The organism is Tatumella ptyseos (genome assembly GCF_030552895.1).
Classification (GTDB): Bacteria; Pseudomonadota; Gammaproteobacteria; order Enterobacterales; family Enterobacteriaceae; genus Rosenbergiella; species Rosenbergiella ptyseos_A.
The window spans coordinates 740,827-762,651 of sequence record NZ_CP130649.1 but is presented as its reverse complement, the minus strand read 5'-3'; the positions used below and the strand labels follow the sequence as shown (position 1 = coordinate 762,651).

Genomic DNA, 21,825 nt, shown 5'->3' with positions numbered 1-21,825 from the left:
TGCTTAACGACGTTCAAACAACACCATTGACTCAAGATGTTCTGTGTGTGGAAACATATCTAGCATAGTCACTTTAACCACCCGGTATCCTAACTGACCGGCAATTTGACTATCCCGTGCCAAGGTAGCGGGATTACAAGAGATGTAGACAATACACTCAGGGTCTAACGCACACACATAAGGCATGATCTCTGCCGCGCCAGCGCGAGCGGGATCTAAAAGGACTTTGGTAAAGCCCTGTTTTGCCCAAGGTTGCTGAGAGACATCTTGCTCTAAATTGTGTTGATAAAAGGCAACATTGGTAATGTTATTTCGCTGAGCATTGTACTCCGCCTTAGCAACTAATTCTGCTAAACCCTCAACACCTGTGACTGAACTCGCGAATCTTGCTAAAGGAAGCGTAAAGTTTCCTACTCCGCAAAAAAGGTCAAGAATACGATCAGTGGGTTTAATGTCTAACCATTTTATAGTGTTATCAATCATTTGTTGATTGATTTTCGCATTTACCTGAATAAACCCCTGAGGATTAAAATATAAATTTATCTGGTCAATACCATACCACGGCATTTCACCTCTCAGCAGAGTTTGTTGCTGCCCATCCGCTAAGAAAAGTGAAACAGAATGATTATGCGAAAACTGTTCCAAGTTTTTGATATCTTCTGACGGCAGCGGTCGCAGATGTCTAAGCACCATCGTAACAGTACTGTTATCGGCAGCCACCAGCTCCACATGCCCCAAGTGGGAAACAGACTCAAGTTGAGATAAGCAGCGGTGTAATGGAGAAAGTAGCGTATTGAGGCGTTGCACTAAAACAGGACAGTGCTGAACTGAAACGATCTCATTGCTTTTTTTACGCCGAAATCCCATGGTCAATCGCCCCATGTTATCGACGCGTAAACTAAGCCGCGTCCGGCGCCGATAATGCCAACTCTCTGCATGGATCACCTCATCGATTTTCTCCACCCCTACCGGTTTAAGTAACCGCGCTAATGCAGAGGCTTTCGATCGTTGCTGCAGAGATTCACTGATATGCTGCTGTTGGCAACCCCCACATTTAGCGTAAATGGGGCAGCGCGGCTCTCGCCTTTCAGGGCTCGCGTTAGACAAAGTTATCAGTTTAGCGCGCATGTAGTGGCGCTTATCCTCAATAACCTCAACCTGACCAACTTCTCCCGGAAGTAAGCCTTCAACGAAACACGCTTTACCTTGATGATGACCGACGCCCTGCCCAAACTGATCGAGCTCATCTACCGAGAGCTGAAAGGTTTTACGGACCGATGTTGTTTTTTTTGCTTTATAAAATTGCACCATAGCGATGGCATCCCACAGGTAAAAATAGTGAAGGTCTTGCTGGGTAATCCAGTGAATAAATCAATCTGTCCAACCAAACTGTTGCAACATCCGCTGCCACGTCTCATCCATTTCTGCTTCCAACGTCACTCGCTGCTGAGTAAAAGGATGAACAAAAGAGAGCGTTGAAGCATGCAGCATTAACCGTTGGCAACCGAAGTGTTCAGCGGCCCCCCGATTCTGTTTCAGGTCACCGTGCGCCGTATCGCCGATAATAGGATGACGAAGATGAGACATATGTCGGCGCAGTTGGTGTTTTCGCCCAGTTTGAGGCTGTAATTCAACCCAGCTATAACGACAGCATTCATATCGCCCAACGGGATAGGGCATCTCCACTTTGGCGAGTGTCTTATAATGCGTTATCGCCGATTGTGTAACCGGTTCACCCGTGGCGAACTTATCGGAAATTTTATCGTGCTCTTCGCGTAAGGGGTAATCTATTACCCCTTCACCCTCTATCCATCCTCGAACTATCGCATGATAAGTTTTATTCATCTGATGCTGTTCGAAAAGTTGAGATAACTCACGCCCTGCCTCGCTAGAAAGGCCAAATACCAGCACACCAGAGGTGGGCCTATCTAGACGATGGACAGTGAAAACATGCTGACCAATCTGATCCCGTAAGGTTTGCATAACGAATTGTGTTTCATGGCGAGCTAACCAACTGCGGTGCACCAGCATATTTGCCGGTTTATTGACAGCAATAATCCATTCGTCTTGATAGATAATTTCAAGCACAGATGATCCTAAAACTCAGCAGGAAATTCATCCTAACCGCCTAGCGTACGGGCATTCTCGGAAATTGCTCTCTGCTGATATGACACAGTCAAAAAACGTCTGAAGAGAGGTTTAGAGCGGAGGAGAAATGACGGTTAAAACGCTTATCCAATGGGTGATTAATAGCGGCGGATCATAGCATAGCTAGGCGAATAAACGAAAAAAAAGGGAGTACCGAAATTCGATACTCCCTAATTTAGTGCGGTATCCTACCGCTGCCTGCGTCCTGCTAATTCATAGGATTCGACAATCCAGAAGGATGTGTCTTCCTGACTACATAATCCTATGAACTCAGCTACATTTCCTTTGTAGCTTATCCTTATGCAGAAGATTCCCTAATGTTCAGAAAATAGTTCATCATCCTAATTAACTATTTCCAAGCTTCACTCACTGTAAAGCGGTTCCATCCTTGGGCCCATCCTTAGAACTTTTTTACATCCTTCTGACCCGTCCATTTTCTCAAAGTTAAGGTAATTAACAACCAGATTTTTACACTACGTTTCCTAATAATCTTCGATTATTGATTGTTAAAAACTTAACCAATTGATTCAAAATACGTTTCACAAAATTACTTTTTGATTAATTGTGTGTTTTTTGTGATCTAAATCAATCTTATGAGATGAATCTCATTTACTTACCAGCATTAAAAGCTATCTCTCTGGATGTAAGTCTTCTAGGAATTGGTTAAGCGAAGGTGCCAGTACCTCAAATTGTTTTTTACCGAGGGTTTCAAGAATAACGTTACCATTGAGGTTGTCGACGGCAATAATGGTCGAGTCATCATCGGTGGTCGCAATGAATAGTGTTGGGCTATGTTTTAACCGTCGCTTCATAACCAGATGCCCCACAAGATTTTGCTGTAACAGTGTAAAATCTTCGCTATTCCACGCTTGTAATAACGTCAGCGACCTACCATCGAATGTCGCCGGCATCTCCGCCGCAAATTGTGTCGTATAAAAAGCCACGACCGAAGGTTGTACGATTAACTCGACACCTTTCGACACTGCATCTAAATTTTTCGGTAATGTGAAGGGCTGAGGTTGCCAAGTGATACCGTTTTCATAAGTGGCGAGTAGACAAGGCGAATCGACACCAATAAGCTGGTCATTAAACGGTGGGCTTTGGTGTTCCTGTTGCCAGCGTTGACAATAACGTTGCGTGAACGCGGTGAGTTGTTGAGAAGTCTCATCTATCATTCTATTTCTTACTCTGAATCAGTTACAATTCGTCCATCATCCTTTTACTTTGGCACAGATGCAATGGCTGACTACGAAAACCACCCGACCTTATCAGACCTCACCTTGGGGAAATCGACCGCTTATATTTCGGATTATCAACCTAGCCTCTTACAAGCAGTGCCTAGGAGTTTAAACCGTGATAGTTTACAACTGAATGAAAGCCATCTCCCCTTCCATGGTGAGGACTTTTGGACACTCTATGAACTCTCTTGGCTTAACGAGAACGGAATTCCGCAAGTTGCGATTGGCGACGTCGCCCTGCCAGCCTCCAGTAAAAACCTTATCGAATCCAAAAGTTTTAAACTCTATTTAAATAGCTTTAATCAAACACGTTTCAGCGATTGGCAGAGCGTCGAGCAGACCTTAATACGTGATCTAAGCCAGTGTGCGCAGGGTGACGTTCGGGTTACTTTACATCGCTTAAGCGATTTCAACGCGCAACCCATTGATGATTTTGCGGGAGAGGTGATTGATGAGCAGGCAATCATCGTCGACGATTATCAGTTTAACCGTGATTATCTTCGTAATGCGACCCATGATGAAGTGGTTGAAGAGACATTAGTGAGCCATTTATTAAAGTCTAATTGTCTTATTACCCAACAACCTGATTGGGGATCCGTCATGATCCACTATAAAGGTAAGAAAATTGATCGTGAAGCGCTGTTACGCTATCTCCTTTCCTTCCGCCAGCATAATGAGTTCCATGAACAGTGTGTGGAACGTATCTATATGGACATCATGGCCCTCTGCGCGCCAGAAGCCTTAACCGTCTATGCCCGCTACACACGACGGGGGGGCTTAGACATTAATCCATGGCGGACAAATCAGCACTTTACTCCACATAACCGCCGCTTAGCGCGACAATAATGAAGCTATACTAAAAAGAGGTTGATGGTCTTAAGCATCACGCCGTAGTCTGGAAGTCACACACAGAGAGTAGAGGACGATGTTGTTTACTCTCTGGATAAATACTAAGGAGCTCACTTGATAACACATGTTAGTCCGTTAGGAGCAATGGACCTGCTTTCGCAGCTTGAAGTCGATATGCTTAAAGATACGGCGAGCAGCGATCTTTACCAGCTGTTTCGTAATTGCTCATTAGCCGTTTTGAATACCGGCAGTCAAACTGACAGTAGCGAAGCTATCCTTTCACTTTATAAAGATTTTGAAATCAATGTGTTACGTCGTGAGCGTGGCGTTAAACTCGAATTAATTAATCCACCTCAGTCCGCTTTTGTCGACGGGCAGATCATCCGTTCCCTGCAAGCTAACCTCTTTGCCGTATTACGCGATATTGTTTTCGTTACCGCGCAATTAAATACCGACAAACGCGTGAAACAACACGCGCCGACCGATTCGGTATATATCACCAATATGGTGTTCTCGCTACTACGCAATGCTCGAGCCTTACATGTCGGTGAATTACCTAATATGGTGGTGTGCTGGGGAGGCCACTCTATTAATCCGACTGAATACCAATATTGCCGTGAAGTCGGGAAACAGTTAGGCCTACGTGAATTAAATGTCTGTACTGGCTGCGGCCCAGGGGCAATGGAAGCTCCGATGAAAGGTGCTGCCGTCGGGCATGCACAACAACGCTATCACGATAGCCGTTTTATTGGGATGACTGAACCTTCGATTATCGCTGCTGAGCCACCTAACCCCTTAGTCAATGAACTGATTATCATGCCGGATATTGAGAAGCGCCTTGAGGCCTTTGTTCGTATCGCCCACGGTATTATCATTTTCCCTGGTGGGGTTGGTACGGCAGAAGAGCTGCTTTATTTATTAGGCATCATGATGCATCCGGATAACCAGCAACAAGTTCTGCCTTTAGTCTTAACTGGTCCGAAAGAGAGTGAAGACTACTTCACTATGCTTGATGAATTTATCCGTCATACGCTCGGCGAATCGGCAACGAAGCATTACCGTATTATTATTGGTGATGCGGCGGAAGTCGCCCGCGTAATGAAAGAGGCGATGCCGGCGGTGAAACAATATCGCCGCGATACCGGTGATGCTTACAGCTTTAACTGGTCACTGCATATTGATAGCGAGCTGCAGCATCCGTTCTACCCTTCGCATGAAAATATGGCGAGTCTTAAGCTATTTAAAGAACAACCCGTTGAGAAGCTGGCCGCCGACCTACGCCGTATGTTTTCTGGAATCGTAGCCGGTAACGTTAAAGAAGTGGGAATTCGTGAAATTGCAGAGCATGGTCCTTATTTAATCCATGGTGACCGCGATATCATGGCGAGGATGGATGAAATGCTCCAAGGTTTCGTTGCCCAACAACGGATGAAATTACCCGGTAGTGCTTACGTACCTTGCTATAAAATTATCCGCTAACTTATAAGGCTGCGTTGACACAGCGCAGCCTTAGAAAGAACCACGTTTATGACTAATCATTTGTTAATTATTGATGCGCTGAATTTGATTCGTCGTATTCACGCCGTACAAGGCAGTCACTGCTTAACGGGTTGTCTCTCTGCAGCGAAACAACTGCTACATCATAGCCAACCGACCCACGCAGTCGCGGTTTTCGATCATCCTCAGCGTAAAAGTGGCTGGCGACACCAACTTTATCCCGATTACAAAGCCGGACGTCAAGCAATGCCGGAAGATTTGGCATTACAACTCCCCGCTATCGAGAAGGCATTTGCAGAGTTAGGGATCCCTAGTTGGACCTCTCCAGAAGATGAAGCGGATGACCTCGCGGCTACCTTAGCGGTGAAAATAGGCCAAGCAGGTCATCAAGTGACGCTCGTTTCAACTGATAAGGGCTACTGTCAGCTACTTTCACCGCAAATCCAGATACGCGATTACTTCCAAAAACGCTGGCTGGATATGCCTTTTCTTGCTCAAGAATATGGTGTGCAAGCTCGTCAGCTTATCGATTACTGGGGATTATGTGGGATTTCAAGCAGTAAAATCCCTGGCGTACCAGGGATTGGTCCCAAAAGTGCTCAAACTTTAATTAGCCAATATGGCGATTTAGAGCAGCTCTATCAACAGTTGGATAAGATACCCGCTAAGTGGCAAACCAAGCTCTTGCAGGGACGTGAAAGCGCCTTTATCAGCCGTCAATTGGCTGAACTCAGGACCGACTTAACGCTCAGCGGGAACTTACGTCAGCTACGCTACCACCCTGCCTGATTTTAGCGCTCATCTATCCGTCCAGCCCAAGCACTCCAGATGCGTCGGACATGGACGGTAATTTCCTCTCGGTCATGATAGAGATGGCGGGCACGAATTTGGATATTAATCCCTTGTTCGGCCAGTGTGTTCTCCATCATCGCTAAAATTTGCGTCACTTCTTCGTAACGCTTTTTCATCGGTAACTTGAGATTAAAAATCGCCTCACGGCACCAACCGTTAGCGATCCAACGCATCATCAAATGCGCGACTTTAATCGGTTTCTCTACCATATCGCACACTAACCAACTGATATTGTTTCGCGGAGGTTGGAAGCGAAAACCATCTTCTTGGAGATGAGTCACTTGCCCTGTATCCATCAAGGAAGGAGCCATCGGACCATTATCGACAGCAAAGACCATCATTGAGCGCTTAACCAACTGATAGGTCCAGCCGCCTGGGCAAGCCCCTAAATCCACGGCATACATACCGCTCGCGAGGCGTTCCTCCCACTCGTCTGCCGGGACAAAAACATGGAAGGCTTCTTCCAATTTTAATGTTGAACGGCTAGGGGCATCGGAAGGAAAACGTAAACGTGGGATGCCCATAAAGAGCGTCGAGTTATTATTAGAGTATGAATAACCCACATAGCAGGTTCCCGGTGCAATAAAGAAAACGTGCACGACCGGCCGCTTGGTGCTCTCGTAGTTAAGCAGTAAGTTTTCTTGACGGAGCGCGGCACGAAGCGGCACGGTAAACTTACGACAGAATTTAAGGAGCTCCTTCGCTTCGTTAGTATCAGGCACTTCGACGCGAAGATCTCCTGCTTTTTCCACCACGCCTGTCAACATCCCCACAATAGGCGTGATTCTATCTTCTTGCGGTAGGTTTTTAAGTAACTCGCCGACCACGCACATTTGACGTGCAAAAATTAGACTATCAAAGTCAAGTTCACGGATTAAGCGATCGGCATCTTCATACTGATAGCATTCATACAACACGTAACCCGAGTTATCTTTTACTCGAGCAAAACCAAATACGTTCAGCTCAGTCGCTCTTGCGGTGATCTCCGCTGCGCACTCTTTTTCAAAACCTTGTCGGCAATACAGTAAAACTTTATTCATGGCGACTCGCCCTATTTCTCAGACGCAGTGCGCCAATTAACATCAATAACCAGCCAATCAGGAAGAAAAGTCCTCCCATTGGCGTAACAAATACTAAAAAACGTAAATGCGACAGTGCCAAGCTATATAAGCTACCGCTAAAAAGCACCACGCCTAAGGCCATACTTGCCGCACTCCAATAGAACCAAATATTGCGTCGGATCTGCGTGGCGCATCCTAAACCGAGAATCGCCAACGTATGCCAAGCTTGATATTGTAAGCCCGTATGGATCCAAGCCAGCTGTTCGCTGCTCAAAAGGTGACTCAGTACATGAGCCCCAAACGCCCCGAATGCCACCAGCAAAAAGCCGCTAATCGCTACAAAAATATAAATCATTCGACTACTCATTATACTCCCTCATTATTCTGAACCGTGCTGGGCATCAGGCTATGATACTGTCTTGCTCGCGTGCCGCCGTATCAATAATCCATTGTCGAAAGGCGGCTATTTTACCCAGTTCTGCTTGGCTGTCATGATAAACCAGATAAAAAGCGTTTTTACTGGAGAGCACTTCATTGAAGGGACAGACTAAGCGTCCTGAGCTGAGCTCACTTTGCACCATTACATTATTAGCAAGTGCGATACCTTGGCCATGAATTGCCGCCTGAAGCACCATCGCACTGTGGCTAAAAATAGGGCCTTGTTGTACATTGATATGCGGTAAACCCGCTTGTCTCACCCAACTTTGCCAATCACGACGTGAAGCATCATGCAGTAGCGTGACATGTTCCAAATCCGCTGGGGATTGTAACGGACGTTCACCAGTAAGCAAGACAGGAGCACAGACCGGTAGCAAATATTCTGCGTATAATTTCTCTACCCGTAAGCCCGGCCAGTTTCCTCGACCATAAAATATAGCGATATCGACGTCATCCGCCAATTTGTCTTCTTCACGGTCTACCGCTTGAATCCGAACATCAATACCCGGATGTTGCTGATTGAAGCTAGTAAGTCGAGGGACCAGCCATTGGATGGCAAAACTGGGTAATAAACTTACCGTTAAAGCACCTTTGGCACTTCGGGCTTGAAGTTTACGAGTCGCTTCATTCAAGGCAGAGAAAATCTCTTTGATATCGAGATAGTAACTTTGCCCCTCTTCCGTCAGCAACAGTGAACGATTACGTCGTCGAAACAGTTTTAATCCTAGAAAATCCTCTAACGCTTTAATTTGGTGGCTGACTGCTGCTTGTGTGACAAATAGCTCTTCCGCTGCACGGGTAAAACTCAGGTGCCGCGCTGCAGCGTCAAAGACTTTTAGCGCATTCAAAGGAGGAAGACGTTTCGACATAACCTATAGGGACTCATTAGGAGACAGCGAGCGGCTATCTCAACATTAGTTTTTATAATGTGAAGCATTATAAATTGTCCATTGAGTAACTTCCACTAAATACCTATAGTGGCGCCCACTTCCGATGTGGTACTCCGATAAGCGGTAATGTTTACCGGGAGAAGCGTAGGTGGTGATGTTGTGTTTGCATTTGACTTGGAAGGTTCAAGTCCACTATTTCCTGTGATATACACCCTGTCTGTCCATAGTATATTATTTACAACACCGCTTAGGCGGTGTTTTTTTTTGCCTAGGCGACATCATTTGGATCTAGAAAGAGACAAAAGTAAGGGCGCAAATACCAATCGTTTGCGTGAAATACGGATAGATTTAATTCATGCTAGAGGGCATTACGAGGAAGGTGACTGGCAGCGAATACCGCCAGCCTAGAGAAGAGGTTATTGGCCGACTTCAGTCAGATCTTTCACTTCTGAACGGTTGATCTGTTGTTTGACACCTGCGCCATCTTTATAAAGAATAAGCCCAGTATCTTCATCCACTGAAGGTTTACCTTGAGTAACAATGGTCTGTCCATCGTTGGTATGCATAACATAATTACTCGAACACCCTGCAAGAGTAAAAGCTAAGCCCGAGACAGCCAATACAGCTAAAAGATGCTTTTTCATTTATTATCTCCGTATCGAATTTCTTCAGTCATTATAGATCTGGATTTTTCAGTTCTTATACTTACCATAGGCCAAGTCACGAAAATTGCCATGGTTTGAGTTCAAAAAAAGGTTATCGCGCACAGTATGAGAAAATTCTCTCCTGAATGGTTTCGTCAACAGTTTCCCGCACTCCATACGTTGAACTGTTACCTTGACAGCGCCGCGACAAGTCTGCGTCCACAGGCAATGATTGAGGCGACACAAGCCTATTATCAAAACGGTGGCACGGTACATCGCAGCCACTACTCACAAGCGCAAGAGGTCACGCAACGTTATGAGGCTTGCCGCCAACAAGTCGCAGCGTTAATTAATGCCGTCGATGCCAAGCATATTATCTGGACACAGGGCAGTACGGCGTCCATCAACCTCGTGGCTGATGCATGGTTAGCCCATCAACTACAACCTGGTGACGAGATTTTAGTTAGCGAAGTCGAACATCACGCCAATTTATTGCCTTGGCTAATGCTGGCAGAGAAAACCGGTGCGAAGGTTATCCGTTGGCCGGTGAACGCCGTGGGTGAGCTGGATATCGAGCAATTAACGCTACTGCTGACAGCTAAGACGCGTTTAGTCGCCATAACACAAATGTCGAATGTTACGGGTTACATGCCGCCGATGACTGAGATCATTACGCTCGCCCACCGCGCTGGGGCAGCCGTATTGGTGGATGGTGCGCAAGGTATTGTCCATCATCCTGCTGACGTACAACAATGGAATGCAGATTTTTACGTGTTTTCCGCACATAAGTTATACGGACCAACAGGTATCGGTATTCTTTATGCCCGTGAAGATCGCTTGGCTGAAATGCGCCCGGTGCAAGGAGGAGGAAAAATTATTAGTCACGTTGATTTCGATGGCTATCGTTTAATGCCTGCGCCATGGTGCTTTGAACCTGGAACACCCAATATTGCTGGCGTACTTGGCTTAGCAAGCACACTCGATTTCCATCAATCCGTGGATTGGCAAGCGGCAGAAGCCTGGGCCTGCCAACTCGCCGACCGTGCAGCAAAACAGTTAGTAGCACTGCCGGGAATAACTTTATTTCGTGCCGCGGGTTCACCGATTATCTCATTCGCTTTCAACTCGCTGCACAGTGCTGATCTCTTCACCTTGATCAGCGAATACGATGTGTCATTACGTGTAGGCCAACACTGTGCTCAGCCTTATATCCAAGCACTTGGCGTGAATAGCACCTTACGTGCATCCTTCGCAGCCTATAATAACGAAGAGGATGTCGAAAAATTAATGAAAGCCGTCACCTTTGCTTATCAATTACTCACTGAAGAAGATTAAGGCCGAAATTTATGCAGCTTCCCGATCACCCTTTTGGTACGGATATCACTACTGAAGCGATCACTCAACGATTAGCTAAAAGCCCTCATTGGGAAGACCGATATCGAGAGATAATCCGCCTGAGTCGTCAAATGCCAACACTACCGGATGCATTCCGCACTTTAGAGAATGAGATTTTTGGTTGTGAGAATCGCGTATGGGTCGCCCATGAACTGACTGAACAAGGTCAATTTCACTTTGTATTCGAGAGTGAAAGTCGCATTGTAAAAGGTTTATTAGCCATTCTCCTCAGCCAATGTGAGGGACATTCTCCTCACTCACTGGCTAATAAGGATCTGTTAGCTCTATTTAGTGAGTTGGGCGTAGCCCATCACCTCACTGCTACACGCAACAGTGGCTTAGCAGCGGTTGCCCAAGCGATTAATAATGCGGCAAATACCGCATTGGCGCATGATTAACTTCCCACTTGACGCAGTTTACGGGCGATAAATTTTTTCAACGCATGAGACACCGCTACAAAACCAAAGGAAGCGGTGACCATAGTCACAGCCCCAAAGCCTGAGGCACAATCCATACGTTTAGGCCCTTCAGCGGTGGCGCGGGATTGGCATACCGAACCATCGGCTTGCGGGTAGCGAAGTGCCTCGGTCGAAAAGACGCAGTCTATTCCTAGCTTCCCTTTACTATTTTTCACTATAGAAAAGTCGCTTTTCAATCGTTCACGTAATTTCGCCGCCAGCGGATCTTGAATCGTTTTCGCTAGATCCACTACGGCGATCTGGGTTGGATCGATCTGTCCACCTGCCCCGCCTATCGTGACAACGGGGATTTTATGCCGCCGACAAAACGCCAGTAAGGCGGCTTTGGGGCGGATCGCATCAATGGCATCAATAACGTAATCGAAGGAGTGGTTAACGTACTCCGCCACATTTTCTGGACTGATAAAATCATCAATGCAGGTTACCTGACATTCCGGATTAATCTCGCGCAGCCTTGCCGCCATCACTTCAATCTTCTGCTCCCCCACCGTTTCTTTTAAGGCATGCAGCTGACGGTTGGTATTGGTCACGCAGACATCGTCCATATCGACCAGCGTAATATGACCGATCCCCGTTCGAGCAAGGGCCTCTGCAGCCCAAGACCCAACGCCCCCAATTCCAATCACACAAAAACGTGCGTCAGGAAAAAATTGTGCGGCTTGCTGACCATATAACCGGGTAATACCGGAAAACCGCTGCTGCCATGCTTCTGTCATCGTTACTCTACTCTTTAAATAAAACGCTCTATCGATTATTGGCTAAAGACTGGATTAGCCGAAAATACACCTGCGCCTGGCGCAGATTTCAGGATCCACACCCTTCCATAGTGGTTATAGAATCCCGCTAAATGGGCGGCTTCTTGGCCAATACCTTGATAAATATCGAAGTGTTGCCCTTTAATCGCGCCCCCGACATCCAATGCAACCATTAAGCGCATTTGATATTTACCGTTAAACTTCCCTTTTTCATTCAGCTGCGGTACTTCCGCAAGGAGCACTGAACCTGGTGGAATTAACGACCGATCTGCCGCAACTGAGGCTTTAGCCACCAGCGGTACCGCACTGGCTCCACGAACAGGGGTGAAAGGCTCAGGTTTGAAGAAGACAAAGGAATCGTTAGTCTCTAATAGCTGGCGAACTTCGGCATAAGAGTGGCTATCTGCCCAATCACGAATCGCTTGCATCGACATATCTTCACGTTTGACTTCACCGCGATCGATCAACTCTTTGCCAATACTGTGATACGCCCAGCCATTTTTGCCGCCATAACCAAAGAAGGTCAGTGGTCGGCCATCGCCATAATCAACATAACCGCTTCCTTGGACATCCATCATAAAGTTATCGATTAAAGAGTTACTCCAAGCGATCACGTAACGGGAATCAATCGCCCCATCATAAATATCTGCACGACGTGGTAATTTATAGCGGCCATGTTTCGGTGGCATACGATAAATGGGGTATTGGAATTCCCCTTGACGGGTATAGCGCGCATGAATCACCGGAGTGTAGTAGCCTGTGAATTGAACGTTACCGTAATCATCGGCCCCTTCCATCTGCCACGCTTCAATACCATAGTTGCGTAATTGGCGTGTATCGCCTCCAGCGTTCAGCCAACTTTGAATAGCATTGAAAGTACTTTGTTGACGCTGATACATACGCGAAGAAGCACCTTGTACCTGTTGAACTTGGTTAACGAAGTCGCCGCCGTTTACTGGGGCACCAATAGCATTAGGCTGGTTTCGAAGGGCAAATTGCGACGTGATTTTTCCGTCTTTATATTGTTGACCGCGATCCGTGGGTTTCGAGGAGCACCCCGCGAGTAACATCGCGACCAAGGAGCCAGTGACAGCTAGTTTGAGTAATGGGAATTTCATGAGTCTCTCTTATCGCTCGATGTCTGTTGGCGAAGATAGCAGAGCCCCTAAAAGATTAAAACTCTAAAGCGTATCCCCCGCAAAAAATGCTTAAAAAAAGGACTATTCGGATAATTTTATAGCGAAAATTGACTTTTTTTCGGGTTATTAGAAATTTAGGCTTGCAAAGATCGGTGTAATCCGTATAGTGCGCTTCCACGGACGCGGGGTGGAGCAGCCTGGTAGCTCGTCGGGCTCATAACCCGAAGGTCGTCGGTTCAAATCCGGCCCCCGCAACCAATACAATATGAAAGTCGTTCTCGGACGCGGGGTGGAGCAGCCTGGTAGCTCGTCGGGCTCATAACCCGAAGGTCGTCGGTTCAAATCCGGCCCCCGCAACCAATATAATACGACAGTACTCGGACGCGGGGTGGAGCAGCCTGGTAGCTCGTCGGGCTCATAACCCGAAGGTCGTCGGTTCAAATCCGGCCCCCGCAACCAATCTAAGAAAGCTTATCAAATTAAATTTGATAAGCTTTTTTTTTACATCCTTTCTGGCACCTGAATGCCTAACGTCGACAACCCCAGTGCTAAAGCCTTCCCAGTCAACTCCGTTAGGTAAAGGCGGTTTTTTCTTTTCGCCCCATCCCCCTCGGTTAAAATTGGCGTAGTAGCGTAGAAGCGCGAGAATAGAGAGGCTAACTCATAGAGATACTGACACATCATATTCGGCAGCCCTTCTCTCGCCACCAAGTTAATACGCTCTTCAAGCTGTAAAATAGCCAAAACGATGGCGCGCTCCTCGTCAGTCATCACCTCCACTCCTCTAGGATCCTGCCAACTCAATCCTTGCAGTCGAGCTTTCTCAAGTAAAGAGTGAATGCGCGCTCCGGCATACTGGATGTAAGGTGCAGTATTACCTTCAAAACTCAACATACTGTCCCAATCAAAGATATAGTCAGTGGTTCTATTTTTAGAAAGATCGGCATATTTTACCGCACCAATCCCAATAATGGTCGCCAGCTCATTCAGAGCTTCCCCAGTAATATGGGGCGATTTCTGCTCGATAATCCGCTTCGCCCGACTTACCGCCTCTGCCAACAGTTCGGATAATTTGATCGTTCCCCCTTCGCGTGTCTTGAAAGGTTGTCCTTGCTTGTCCAACATCATGCCAAACTTATGGTGCTCCAACGCAACGTCTTCGGGCACATAACCCGCCTTACGTACAATAGCCCACGCCATCATAAGATGCTGGTGTTGGCGAGCATCGATATAGTACAAGACGCGGTCTGCCTTGAGGGTTTCATAGCGGTATTTCGCACAGGCAATATCTGTGGTGGTATAGAGATAGCCTCCGTCTTTCTTACGAATCACCACCCCCATTGGTTCCCCTTGCTTATTCTTATAAGTATCGAGATAAACAACGACAGAACCCTGCTCTTCTTGTGCGATATGACGCTGTAATAGATCATCGACAATCTCTGGCAGCATCGTATTGTAGGCACTTTCTCCGCGGATATCGTCAGGCGTAAGTGATACGCCCAACAGATCATAATTGTGTTGATTCTGCTGCATCGAGATCTCAACCAAACGCTGCCACATCTGACGGCAATACTCGTCACCTTGCTGTAGCTTTACAACATACTGTCTAGCGCGGTGAGAAAATTCAGCATCCTGTTCGTAACGTTTTTTTGCCTCTCGGTAAAACCCTTCTAGATCCGACAGCGAGAGTTGATCCTGATGATCGGCTTCCTCTAAGTAAGCAATCAACATCCCAAATTGCGTTCCCCAGTCGCCAATATGATTAACTTTAGTCACCTTGTGCCCAAGAAACGAAAGAGTGCGGACGCTAGCATCGCCGATAATTGTCGAACGCAAATGGCCCACATGCATTTCTTTCGCCACATTAGGTGAAGAGTAGTCGATAACAATGTGGGTCGGGTCTTGTAGGGAAACCCCTAATCGTGGATCGTTAGCCAATCCTGCTACTGCCTCTGCCAACCAACTATTGTTTAAGCGTATATTAATAAACCCTGCACCAGCCACTTCCACACTGTGAATCATCCCACTAAAGTGAACATTTTTTTTCATCTGTTCAACTACTTGCTCCGCTAATTGACGAGGTGGAATCTTTATTATTTTGGCAAGAGGAAGCATGGAGTCGATTTGATAATCAGCCAATTCAGGACGTAATGAAACTTTAGCCGTAATCGCCACAACGGGAGAGATTTCTAATTGATGTAAAGCCTCTTGGGCGTAAGTTGAGAGTCGTGCTGATATATTCATTTTTCCCTCTACACTTCATTTTTCAATAATGTATTAATTGTTATCAGAATTTAGAATTTGTATAACAGAGCGATAAATATCGTTAATTTCAGCATTGATGACGGGAACGGTAAAAATTGTGTCATCACCTGCTACTGTGCCAAGTATTCCATCATTTCTTCCACAGGAATCGAGTAAGCGAGCGATGAGTGGGGCTGCACCGGGAACAGTATGAATAACTACCATCCACTGATTGTACTCAACACTTAACACAGAACTTTTGAGGGTAGTTTTAGCCGTTGGTACACCTCGTTCAGCGGGTAAGCTATAGACCATTTCCATTCGTGCATTACGCTTACGAACGGCGCCATAACTGGTGAGCATTCTAGAGATTTTTGATTGATTAATATGCTCAAAACCCTGCTGTGTTAAATGTTCAACAAAATCTGATTGTGAACCAATACATTCATCTTCTAATAATTTTTTAAATACACGATCTAGGTCAAGGCATTTATTTTTCTTCAACATAAAACGATCACCTTATATAATTGGCATAAAGTAATACCACCTCTATATTATTAATCACCTCCGTTATGAAAAGAAGTCTTACTCCACCATCACCTTGACCTTAATCATGATATTTTAAATTAAAATCGCCCTCTTGTTTTTATCATTCATAATTGATCTAAATTAAAGTAAATATATTAATTGAATAAAGATTAAATAAAAAAGGGTAACAATTAAACTATTGCTACCCCAACGTATTTAATTTTTATTCGGTTTTATTTAGGCTTATAGACTATTACTTTATACACATCACATGATAAACACCGCCCTCTTTTTCCGCCCCTTCTGTCTCATGTTCAAATCCAGGGAAGGCATCGTCCCAAGCTTGTAACGCTTGCAAGTATGCAATTTGTGGACTGTGCTGATCACCGAAATTTTCTCCTGACATCAGCATTGGAATTCCTGGTGGATAAGGAATCACAGAGTTCGCAGCAGTTCGACCGGCAAGCTCATAGATTGAGACCAGTTCAACATTATCTTTCACCAGTTGCGTGTAAGCATCGCGCGGTAACCTATCCATTTGTGGAAGACTTGAATAGGCTTTATTCAATTGATCGCTTGGGTTATGTTTTTTCAGGAAGGCAATCATACGACGACCCAGCTGTTGCATCGTCATCGTTCCATACAGAACAGGGTCCGTCTCAACCAGTCCCGGTAAGACTTCGCTGAGTGGCGCATCGGCATCATAATGTTTTTTAAAGGATAATAAGCTATTCATTAGGGTTACCCATTTCCCTTTAGTCACCCCCATTGAGAACAAGAACATCACTTGGAAGTCAGTCGTACGTGTCGGAACGATACCAAGGCTTGAAAGGTAAGCTGTTACTAACGCTGCTGGCACCCCTTCTTCCTGTAATGACCCATCATCATTCAAACCAGGCGTTAATAGACTAACTTTAACGGGATCTAACATGACCCAGTTCTCGTCCAATCCTTCAAAACCGTGCCAGCGATCAGAAGGATTCAGCATCCAACAGCTTTGCTCTTTCACTAATAAGTCGCGTGGTGCCTCAGCGAAGTCATAGCTTTGCTGGGTACGGGGATCGGTGACTACCTCAGGATTCCAAGGTTTGAAAAACCAGCTGTTCTCGGCGTTGGCTTGCTGATGCGCACGAGCTACCGCTTGTCGGAACTCAACCGCCTCTTCAATCACTTCTGTGGTCAGATTAATCCCCTGATTACCTTCCATCATTGCGGCCGCCACATCGTTGGAGGCAGCGATAGAGTAAAGAGGCGAAGTCGTGGCATGCATCATATAGGCTTGACTAAACTGTACAGGTTTAATTGACCCACGACCTTCGCGCATATGAATGTAAGAAGCTTGTGATAACGCATTCAATAATTTATGCGTCGAATGGGTAGCAAACAGCGTAGGTTGATCTGCGCCATGCATCGCTTTATCGCCACGCATTGCGTGGAAGTGCTGATAAATCGGGTTGAAACGCGAGTAACCGAACCAGGCTTCATCGTAATGAATACGATCACAGCTTTCACCCAGTAGTTGCTGAATGGCATCGCCATTATAAATAAGCCCATCATAAGTACAGTTGGTCACGACGCTGTAAACCGGACGGCTATTGACTGCCTTGCTAGCAAAGGGGTTATCAGCAATACGTTGTTGAATCGCTTTCTGCGTCATTTGCGCTTTGGGAATAGGCCCGATAATCCCGTAAGCATTGCGGGTTGGCGTCATATAAACCGGAGCAACGCCGGTTAACATCAAGCCCTGTTCGATAGATTTATGGCTATTACGATCACAAATAGCAATATCGTTATCGGTACAGCAGGCCTGCATTATTGTACGGTTTGCGCCTGATGTCCCCACCACTAGGGAGTAGGAACGATGCGCCCCGAATACCTCTGCAATATATTTTTCACTGTCACCAAAGGCTCCAGTATGGTCAAGCATCGACCCGAGGCAAGCTCGCTCAATCCCCATATCGGTACGAAAAATATTTTCACCGTAAAAGTCGAAGAACTTACGACCAACAGGCGTCTTACAAAAACCAATCCCCCCTTGGTGGCCCGGTGCCGACCATGAATATTCTTTCTCTTTAGCGTACTTCATCATGGCAGACATCAATGGCGGCATAATGATTTTTTCGTAACGGGCGACCGCTGCCTGTAATCGGCCAACGATAAAATCAGTCGTATCATCAAGGACTAAAAAGGTCTCAACAATATTACTCATCACTTCAGCAGGGATGGATTTTCCTTCATCGTGGGTATTAACCAACAAAAACGCCGGTACCTTTTCATGCCGGATTCTCAACTGCTTAAGAAGATGATAAATGGCCTCTTTTTGTGAAGGAACCCACTCAATCATAAAGCAGTCAATAGGCGCCATTGAACTGACGTAAGTCGTCGCCTCTTGGTAGTGATGAGTAAATTTAACATGCTCACCTTTACTGCGCAGTAAGTGACTGATGGTATTAATCGTCTCATCAAGAGGAGTCAGACTGCTTTGCTGTATTCTCGCCTGGTGTAGGGCGACTAAATAATTTTTGTCACACATATAGACCTCTTTATTATTTTAAAATTATTAACTCCATTTATTCACTCATCACGAACAGTTTTGATAAGGAATTAAATAAGGAAGATAATAAAAACCTAACGCCAATTTAAAATAAATTCCAGCCTATTTTTTATCGAAAATTTATTTTTAGATATTTATTAAATAATCGTGACTTTTAATATATAAAAGCCATCCGACAAATAGATAAAAATCAATTTAAAACAACAATTTAATCAATAAAAAGCTTTGTGAATAACTATCTAAAAATAATTTTAGCACTAGTTAAATTGATATTAATCAATTACAAAACCTAGGGTTAAGTCGTAATTTAAAAATATAAAAACCCTTTTAATAAATAACTAATGAATATTTATAGGCATTATTAAGAATATAAATTTCAAAATAAAAGGGCACTCTTTCAATACTAGGAGAAAGTTTATGACGACTAAATCAAAGAAAATGGGGGTAATAGACCTAACTGTGTTGGTTGCTGTTAATATGATGGGCTCAGGCATTATTATGCTACCCGCGAGTTTAGCAGAAACCGGGGCGATTTCGGTCTTATCTTGGATGGTCACCGTAGTGGGGGCAATGTGTATCGCTTATACTTTTGCTCGCTGTGGAGCCTTATGTAAGCGGTCAGGCGGCATGTCAGCGTATGCTTCCGAAGCACATGGGAAATCAGCCTTTTTTATTGCGTCTTATACCTACTACATCTGTTTAGTCATTAGCTGTGTGGCGATCGCTGTGTCGGCAACAGGCTACATGGCGCCATTTGCCCCATGGATCAAAGAAACACCGGTGCATACCTTCATTACCGTCGTGGCCATTTTGGTCGTAACGATGGCGGCCAATTTCAAAGGTCCTAAGATCACTGGGCGTATTTCTAACATTACGGTGTGGGGAATTATTATTCCGGTAGCAGGCTTATCGATCATAGGGTGGTTCTGGTTTGATCCCGCTATCTTCAGCTCTGCTTGGAATCCACATGGTTTAACAACCGGTGGCGCAATCTCATCTGGTATCTCCCTAACCTTGTGGGCTTTCTTAGGGGTGGAATCGGCTGGGGCTAACTCTGATGCCGTGGAAAACCCAGAACGTAATGTGCCGCTGGCATGTCTGTTCGGAACGGGGTTTGCCGCTATCGTCTACATTGCTTCCACGACCGTGATACAAGGGATCATCCCGAATGCCGAGCTCGCCGCAAGTAATGCACCTTTTGGGCTGGTCTTTGCGAAAATGTTCAACCCCACCATCGGTATGATCGTGACAGGTCTAGCCGTTATTGCGTGTATTGGTTCACTGTTAGGCTGGCAATTTACCAATGCGCAAGTCTCTAAATCGGCTGCCGACGACCATTTATTTCCTGCTATTTTCAGTAAGCTGAGTAAGGACGATGCCCCTATTGCAGGAATGCTCATTATGTTAGTGTTGGAACTACTACTGGCTTCAATGACCATCTCACCTAACTTACTCAAACAGTTCAACATGCTGCTTAACTTAGCAGTCTTTATCAATATGGTTCCTTATGTGCTCTCCATGACAGGCCTGCAAGTTATGTTGCAAAAAAGCCAAGTGAGCGCATCGGAATACCGCATTGCCTCAATCGTCAGTACCGCAGCCGTGCTTTACAGCATTTATGGCGTCTATTCATGCGGTGTAGAAGCTGTATTCGGCGGGACGATTATCACCATGATTGGCTATATCTTTTACGGCTTCATTGCAGGACGTGAAAAAGAGCACCAACTGTCTCAACGCTAAGCCCCGACTTTCCTCTCCCCGCCTAGTAAAAACTCTAGGCGGGTTTATTTTTTATTACTCATGATGTGTCGACTTATAGCGCTGAATCCCTGCCAAAATTGCCTCAGCAACTTGCTGCTGATAGCGTGCAGTACGTAATTTCCGCTCTTCTTCAGGATGGCTAATGAAGGCGGTCTCGACCAAGATGGACGGGATATTAGGCGCTTTTAGTACTGCAAATCCCGCCCGTTCGACGCGTGACTTATGTAAAGGGTTTATCTTGTGTAACTGCTTGAGCACCGCACTCCCCAATATCGCGCTGTCATGTAAGGTTTGATGTTGCATCAGTTCCAGAAGCGTACTGTCCAGATAATTATCGCCACTACGACTAACACCACCGATTAAATCAGATTGGTTTTGAGAGTTAGCCAGGAATCGAGCTGCGGCTGAAGTAGCGCCTCGCGTTGATAGCGTAAAGACCGATGCGCCCCGTGCCTGCCGATTAGCTACCGCGTCAGCATGAATGGACACAAAAATGGTCGCCTTTTGCTGTTGCGCTTTTGCGACCCTCATGGCGAGCGGAACAAAATGGTCGTCACTGCGTGTCATCTCTGCGGCCATATCGGGCTGTTGATCCACCAGCGTTTTCAACCGCTGGGCAATCTGTAACACCACATTCTTTTCAAGCGTTTTATGTAAACCATGCGCCCCAGGATCCTCGCCACCATGCCCAGGATCGATCATTACAATAAACGGCTTCGACGTTTTCGCTGTAACCAGAGGTTTGAATGGCGTATGTACTGCGGGAGTATTGGCAAGAAATAGACTTAGCGGATCTTGGTCACTATTCAATTTAGGATAGAGATCCACGACAAGTCGATGTTGAAAATTCGCCACCGGCTTTAATGTGAAAATATCTGCTCTGACCGCTTGCTTGAGATCCACCACGACCCGCAACGTTTTCGCATCAAATTTTGCGATACGAATTCGTTTAATAAAGGGGTCAGTTCCTTTAACCTGCTGGGTTAAGTTATGCAATATCGGGCTTAATTTGAAGTCTTCAATATCGATAACCAACCGCTGTGGCGACGCTAACATAAATGAACGATAGCGAGGCAGAGTGACCGACTCGAAAGTAAGCCGCGTATAGAGCGTAGAAGGCCACACTCGAGTGGAACTAAATTCCAGCCCTTCTGCAGCCTGCACCGGTGACATCATCACAAGGTAAATAAGCATAGCTACGCTTAGAAGCCAGTATGGATAACTGGCCGATCCTTTTTGGAACAACATATCCTTTTCCCTAAAGATAAGTTCGCAAATAGCAAAAACTATACTTGCAATTTATTCTTATTAAGAATAAAAATACAATTATAACGAATAAAAATTCACTTGGAG

19 protein-coding genes and 3 tRNA genes are annotated in these 21,825 nt (G+C 45.7%); 9 read left to right on the top strand and 13 right to left on the bottom strand.

Translation table 11 applies throughout. From position 1 onward, the window contains the following. Positions 1-3: 3 nt before the first annotated feature. The 3 genes from rlmD to syd form a co-directional block, all read right to left on the bottom strand. Positions 4-1,311 (bottom strand): 23S rRNA (uracil(1939)-C(5))-methyltransferase RlmD, encoded by a 1,308-nt coding sequence (gene rlmD / locus QJR74_RS03675; protein ID WP_304373267.1) that lies wholly within the window; start codon positions 1,309-1,311, stop codon positions 4-6. Between the two features lie 60 nt (positions 1,312-1,371). Further along, positions 1,372-2,088, bottom strand: coding sequence for a tRNA pseudouridine(65) synthase TruC (truC, locus tag QJR74_RS03670; RefSeq protein WP_304373266.1), 717 nt, complete (start codon positions 2,086-2,088; stop codon positions 1,372-1,374). Positions 2,089-2,777: 689 nt separating this feature from the next. After that, complete coding sequence (gene syd / locus QJR74_RS03665) at positions 2,778-3,323, bottom strand: SecY-interacting protein (RefSeq protein WP_304373265.1); 546 nt, start codon at positions 3,321-3,323, stop codon at positions 2,778-2,780. A gap of 63 nt (positions 3,324-3,386) precedes the next feature. Between syd and queF the strand changes: the two genes are divergently transcribed. From queF to xni, 3 genes are all read left to right on the top strand, one after another. Further along, positions 3,387-4,232, top strand: a complete 846-nt coding sequence (gene queF, locus QJR74_RS03660; RefSeq protein ID WP_304373264.1) for an NADPH-dependent 7-cyano-7-deazaguanine reductase QueF — start codon at positions 3,387-3,389, stop codon at positions 4,230-4,232. A gap of 117 nt (positions 4,233-4,349) precedes the next feature. Beyond that, positions 4,350-5,714: a nucleotide 5'-monophosphate nucleosidase PpnN gene (gene ppnN, locus QJR74_RS03655; protein ID WP_304373263.1), complete on the top strand. Its 1,365-nt coding sequence runs from the start codon at positions 4,350-4,352 to the stop codon at positions 5,712-5,714. 48 nt (positions 5,715-5,762) lie between these two features. Beyond that, positions 5,763-6,521 (top strand): flap endonuclease Xni, encoded by a 759-nt coding sequence (gene xni / locus QJR74_RS03650; protein WP_304373262.1) that lies wholly within the window; start codon positions 5,763-5,765, stop codon positions 6,519-6,521. A 2-nt stretch (positions 6,522-6,523) separates the two neighbouring features. Here xni and rlmM read toward each other — a convergent pair whose 3' ends face one another. The 4 genes from rlmM to QJR74_RS03630 all read right to left on the bottom strand — a co-directional run bounded on the left by rlmM (position 6,524) and on the right by QJR74_RS03630 (position 9,617). Further along, positions 6,524-7,624 carry a 23S rRNA (cytidine(2498)-2'-O)-methyltransferase RlmM gene (rlmM, locus tag QJR74_RS03645; protein WP_304373261.1) on the bottom strand — a complete coding sequence of 367 codons (1,101 nt, stop codon included), beginning with the start codon at positions 7,622-7,624 and terminating at the stop codon, positions 6,524-6,526. Then, positions 7,617-8,012, bottom strand: a complete 396-nt coding sequence (locus QJR74_RS03640) for a DUF423 domain-containing protein (protein ID WP_304373260.1) — start codon at positions 8,010-8,012, stop codon at positions 7,617-7,619. Before QJR74_RS03640 ends, rlmM begins: the two co-directional genes overlap by 8 nt. 34 nt (positions 8,013-8,046) lie before the next feature. Beyond that, on the bottom strand, positions 8,047-8,952 hold the full coding sequence (locus tag QJR74_RS03635; protein ID WP_304373259.1) for a transcriptional regulator GcvA: 906 nt from the start codon (positions 8,950-8,952) through the stop codon (positions 8,047-8,049). A 437-nt stretch (positions 8,953-9,389) separates the two neighbouring features. Then, entirely contained in the window at positions 9,390-9,617 is a 228-nt protein-coding gene (locus QJR74_RS03630) for a YgdI/YgdR family lipoprotein (protein WP_048914013.1), read from the bottom strand. 126 nt (positions 9,618-9,743) lie between these two features. Between QJR74_RS03630 and csdA the strand changes: the two genes are divergently transcribed. Further along, the gene (gene csdA, locus QJR74_RS03625; protein WP_304373258.1) at positions 9,744-10,952 is read left to right on the top strand and encodes a cysteine desulfurase CsdA; all 1,209 of its coding nucleotides are present in this window, start codon (positions 9,744-9,746) and stop codon (positions 10,950-10,952) included. Between the two features lie 11 nt (positions 10,953-10,963). Further along, a complete protein-coding gene (csdE, locus tag QJR74_RS03620) occupies positions 10,964-11,410 on the top strand; it encodes a cysteine desulfurase sulfur acceptor subunit CsdE (RefSeq protein WP_304373257.1) in 447 nt (148 codons plus the stop codon). Here csdE and tcdA read toward each other — a convergent pair. Next, positions 11,407-12,207 (bottom strand): tRNA cyclic N6-threonylcarbamoyladenosine(37) synthase TcdA, encoded by an 801-nt coding sequence (gene tcdA / locus QJR74_RS03615; RefSeq protein ID WP_304373255.1) that lies wholly within the window; start codon positions 12,205-12,207, stop codon positions 11,407-11,409. The genes csdE and tcdA overlap by 4 nt on opposite strands. A 35-nt stretch (positions 12,208-12,242) precedes the next feature. Further along, positions 12,243-13,364: a murein transglycosylase A gene (gene mltA / locus QJR74_RS03610; RefSeq protein WP_304373254.1), complete on the bottom strand. Its 1,122-nt coding sequence runs from the start codon at positions 13,362-13,364 to the stop codon at positions 12,243-12,245. A 202-nt stretch (positions 13,365-13,566) separates the two neighbouring features. Between mltA and QJR74_RS03605 the strand changes: the two genes are divergently transcribed. The 3 genes from QJR74_RS03605 to QJR74_RS03595 all read left to right on the top strand — a co-directional run bounded on the left by QJR74_RS03605 (position 13,567) and on the right by QJR74_RS03595 (position 13,844). Then, positions 13,567-13,643: transfer RNA gene (locus QJR74_RS03605), tRNA-Met, on the top strand. A 25-nt stretch (positions 13,644-13,668) separates the two neighbouring features. Beyond that, a tRNA-Met gene (locus tag QJR74_RS03600) sits at positions 13,669-13,745 on the top strand. 22 nt (positions 13,746-13,767) lie between these two features. Next, positions 13,768-13,844 (top strand) — tRNA-Met (locus QJR74_RS03595). Positions 13,845-13,886: 42 nt separating this feature from the next. Here the strand turns inward: QJR74_RS03595 and argS are convergent. The 3 genes from argS to adiA all read right to left on the bottom strand — a co-directional run bounded on the left by argS (position 13,887) and on the right by adiA (position 18,690). Further along, on the bottom strand, positions 13,887-15,629 hold the full coding sequence (argS, locus tag QJR74_RS03590; RefSeq protein ID WP_304373253.1) for an arginine--tRNA ligase: 1,743 nt from the start codon (positions 15,627-15,629) through the stop codon (positions 13,887-13,889). Between the two features lie 33 nt (positions 15,630-15,662). Next, on the bottom strand, positions 15,663-16,136 hold the full coding sequence (gene argR / locus QJR74_RS03585) for a transcriptional regulator ArgR (protein WP_304373252.1): 474 nt from the start codon (positions 16,134-16,136) through the stop codon (positions 15,663-15,665). 274 nt (positions 16,137-16,410) lie between these two features. Then, complete coding sequence (adiA, locus tag QJR74_RS03580; RefSeq protein ID WP_304373251.1) at positions 16,411-18,690, bottom strand: arginine decarboxylase; 2,280 nt, start codon at positions 18,688-18,690, stop codon at positions 16,411-16,413. 438 nt (positions 18,691-19,128) lie between these two features. On the opposite strand from adiA, the gene potE reads away from it, so the two are divergent. Further along, positions 19,129-20,451, top strand: a complete 1,323-nt coding sequence (potE, locus tag QJR74_RS03575) for a putrescine-ornithine antiporter (RefSeq protein WP_304373250.1) — start codon at positions 19,129-19,131, stop codon at positions 20,449-20,451. Between the two features lie 54 nt (positions 20,452-20,505). On the opposite strand, the gene QJR74_RS03570 is transcribed toward potE, so the two are convergent. Further along, the gene (locus QJR74_RS03570; RefSeq protein WP_304373249.1) at positions 20,506-21,720 is read right to left on the bottom strand and encodes an N-acetylmuramoyl-L-alanine amidase; all 1,215 of its coding nucleotides are present in this window, start codon (positions 21,718-21,720) and stop codon (positions 20,506-20,508) included. Between the last annotated feature and the right edge of the window lie 105 nt (positions 21,721-21,825).